Source organism: Metabacillus niabensis (assembly GCF_902829255.1).
Lineage (GTDB): Bacteria > Bacillota > Bacilli > Bacillales > Bacillaceae > Metabacillus > Metabacillus niabensis.
In genome coordinates this window covers 1-2,722 of record NZ_CADEPK010000026.1, presented here as the reverse complement: position 1 = coordinate 2,722, position 2,722 = coordinate 1, and the positions used below count along the sequence as shown (strand labels likewise).

The following is a 2,722-nucleotide window of genomic DNA, read 5'->3' as shown; positions in this document are numbered from 1 at the left end:
TCAATGAACCAATTTTTAATTATGTAAATTAACGAACGTTGAGGGATTAGGGCAATTTAGCTTTTGTCCCTCATTTTATGTTTATTTTTATCTAAGTAATAACAAAAACAAATAACTTTATTTCTAAATAATGGAATCATTAGACTTATCTAAAAGAAGAAAATGCATTATTAAATTTATGCCTTGATTCCTATTGAAGAATTTACACAAAAATATGCATAAGTAACTGTTAAATTTCCTCAAACAGTTACTTATGCATAACCAATTTAGTAATTATGTATTACTTGTATGCTTTTAATCCTTTTCTAAAGTTAATTTAAACCGTACGATATGGTCATCTAATCCAGATTTCTTAAGAATCTCATATTGAGTTTGTCCGAGCAAATCAAAATGTGGATAATCGCTATAGTAATGAATCCATTCTTTTTTTAAACCAAATTGTTCTCCCCAATGAATAAGTTTATTGACATCATTGCAGCTAACTTTTGTAACAGAATGACAATTTGGAAAGCGATCATCAAACCAATAATGCGTTAAGAAAGCAATTTCTCCTCTTTTAACTGCTTCCTTCCAAGCTGTTAGTTCTTTGCGTGTGATCCCAAACGCCATGTTTATTTCTTTGCCTTTTCGTAAGCTTCATGCCAATCTGGATATAATTTTTTAAATTTCACTGGTCGAAACGTATCCTTATGAACACATACGTGACTTGATGTTGCTTGAACAGCAAGATCACCATCAGAATTAAATATTTCATATCCATAAACACTTTTTATTCCGTTATATTCCTCAATCCAAGTATGAATAATAGCTGTTTCTCCATACCGAAGCGGCTTTTTATAGGAAATATTTATATCAATAACGGGAGAAATAATACCTTCCTTCTCCATTTGAGCATAAGAAAAGCCTAGATCCTGAATTAATTTCGTTCTCCCCACTTCCATCCATACGAGATAATTCGCATGATATACAACACCCATTTGGTCTGTTTCCGCATATCTTACTTCAATTTCTTTTTTTGATACTAGCATGTTATTCTCTCCTTGCTGTTGCTTTGTAGCTTTACATAAATAAATCTTATCATATACGTTTTTTTTTATGAATGAAAACGACTTTTATAATTACACTAAAAAGAAAAAGCTAAAGAAATAAACTCATAAAAAAATCAGGCATAAAGCCTGATTTCATGTTAGTCTAACGAAAACCATTTTCTCGATCTTGTGCTTCATCCTTAATTTCTTCACGCATTGCCTGGATCGCCTCTTCACGACGCTCATTTTTCGCTTGGATTAATTCACGATCTTTTTCTGAAGCGAATTGCATAGTGTCTTGTGATTCTTCAATATTTTCAATCGTATTTTGGACCATTGTCTGTAGTTTTTCTACATTATCGCTACGGTCATCAGGTTTTGGTCTATTTTGGTTTACCAACAGAAATCATCCTTTCTCATTTGACTTTTACAAAGCCAATTATAGTCTGTTCCTAAAAAGGATTTTTAAACATCATTTATCACTCTAACAAGGATAAATGATTTGCTCTGCTGCAAGCATTGTTACGGTAAAACCTTGTTATTTATCAAACAAAACAGTTTTTGTTTGCTATTCACCTTTTGTTTGAATGACCTGTGCATGATGTCCTGATTTATCTTGCATTTTTTTACCTTTATTATTACCAAACGCTCTTGGCTTTGTACCAAGATGGCTCGGAGTATAGTGCGCTTGCTTCATATTAGAGTTTGTCAATGTTATCCCCCCTCAAAGAGTAGAATACCCAATACTCGCCTCTAAATAACTAGTAATGGTTGTTAATCTAATCGTTTAATCATTCTTTCCTCCCAACGCTCCTCTATACGACTAAGCGCCTCTTGGTCTCTTAATAAAGCCTTTTTATTTTCCAATACTAATTCCTCAAATGTTCTCTTTTTATTTTTCCGCATAATATCACCTCCACTATTATGAATAAAAGGATGTCCATATTTATTTAGATTTAATACAATTTTTCGAAAATAAACGAAAATGTGATAATTCAAATACGTGATAATTCAATTACTAAAATTAAAAAAAATCTCACAGCAAGTCCAACTGTGAGTAAGTAAAAGCTAATTATTTTTTAATTCAAGTAATTCTTCCATTTGATCAAATGACATTGCACCAACAAATTTATTTCTAATAGTCCCTTCCTCATCTAAGATATAGGATGTAGGATAGGATAATACCTCATATTGGCTGTTAATCTTTCCTTTTTCATCTAATAAAACAGGGAAAGTTAGTTCTAGTTCATTAATGAATTTCTTAACTGTGTCAACGCTAGGTTCGCTATTCGTTAAATTGACGGCTGCGACGACAACATCATCACCGTATTGATTTTGTATTTTTTGCATATCTGGCATTTCCGATCGACATGGCGGACACCAGGTCGCCCAGAAATTAAGCAATACTTTTTTTCCTTTTAAACTTGATAAACTCATCTCTTTTCCATCTAAAGTTGTTAATTCAAAATCAGGTGCTGAGTCACCCTTTGCAACACCTTCTTTTGAATTATTTGGATTTATCGCATAATAAATTGCATATCCAATTAGAAAAACCAAAATCGAAATGGCTAAAATTTTCTTCATGGTGAGTTACAATACCTCCTACATAAATAAACAAATACACACTATATTCGAAAAGAAATCTAAATGAATTAAACGAGAGATAAAATAAAAACTTTCACCAATTCATATAT

General features: G+C 31.8%; 6 protein-coding genes. All 6 read right to left on the bottom strand.

The window, feature by feature from the left end; translation table 11 throughout:
• Nucleotides 1-294 precede the first annotated feature (294 nt).
• Entirely contained in the window at nt 295-609 is a 315-nt protein-coding gene (locus HU235_RS04830) for a hypothetical protein (RefSeq protein ID WP_145585188.1), read from the bottom strand.
• A gap of 2 nt (nt 610-611) precedes the next feature.
• Nucleotides 612-1,028 (bottom strand): acyl-CoA thioesterase, encoded by a 417-nt coding sequence (locus HU235_RS04825; RefSeq protein WP_174879479.1) that lies wholly within the window; start codon nt 1,026-1,028, stop codon nt 612-614.
• A gap of 163 nt (nt 1,029-1,191) precedes the next feature.
• Nucleotides 1,192-1,428: a small acid-soluble spore protein Tlp gene (gene tlp / locus HU235_RS04820; RefSeq protein ID WP_095300881.1), complete on the bottom strand. Its 237-nt coding sequence runs from the start codon at nt 1,426-1,428 to the stop codon at nt 1,192-1,194.
• A gap of 168 nt (nt 1,429-1,596) precedes the next feature.
• Nucleotides 1,597-1,725 carry an acid-soluble spore protein N gene (locus HU235_RS04815; protein ID WP_095300902.1) on the bottom strand — a complete coding sequence of 43 codons (129 nt, stop codon included), beginning with the start codon at nt 1,723-1,725 and terminating at the stop codon, nt 1,597-1,599.
• Nucleotides 1,726-1,802: 77 nt separating this feature from the next.
• A complete protein-coding gene (locus HU235_RS04810) occupies nt 1,803-1,934 on the bottom strand; it encodes an FbpB family small basic protein (protein WP_174879478.1) in 132 nt (43 codons plus the stop codon).
• Nucleotides 1,935-2,096: 162 nt separating this feature from the next.
• Nucleotides 2,097-2,612, bottom strand: a complete 516-nt coding sequence (locus HU235_RS04805) for a TlpA family protein disulfide reductase (protein WP_174879477.1) — start codon at nt 2,610-2,612, stop codon at nt 2,097-2,099.
• Nucleotides 2,613-2,722: the final 110 nt, after the last annotated feature.

What these genes read in the sequence shown, in the direction of transcription:
- HU235_RS04830 (WP_145585188.1), bottom strand. Translation starts at nt 609, where the DNA reads ATGGCGTTTGGGATCACACGCAAAGAACTAACAGCTTGGAAGGAAGCA.
- HU235_RS04810 (WP_174879478.1), bottom strand. Translation starts at nt 1,934, where the DNA reads ATGCGGAAAAATAAAAAGAGAACATTTGAGGAATTAGTATTGGAAAAT.
- HU235_RS04825 (WP_174879479.1), bottom strand. Translation starts at nt 1,028, where the DNA reads ATGCTAGTATCAAAAAAAGAAATTGAAGTAAGATATGCGGAAACAGAC.
- HU235_RS04815 (WP_095300902.1), bottom strand. Translation starts at nt 1,725, where the DNA reads ATGAAGCAAGCGCACTATACTCCGAGCCATCTTGGTACAAAGCCAAGA.
- HU235_RS04805 (WP_174879477.1), bottom strand. Translation starts at nt 2,612, where the DNA reads ATGAAGAAAATTTTAGCCATTTCGATTTTGGTTTTTCTAATTGGATAT.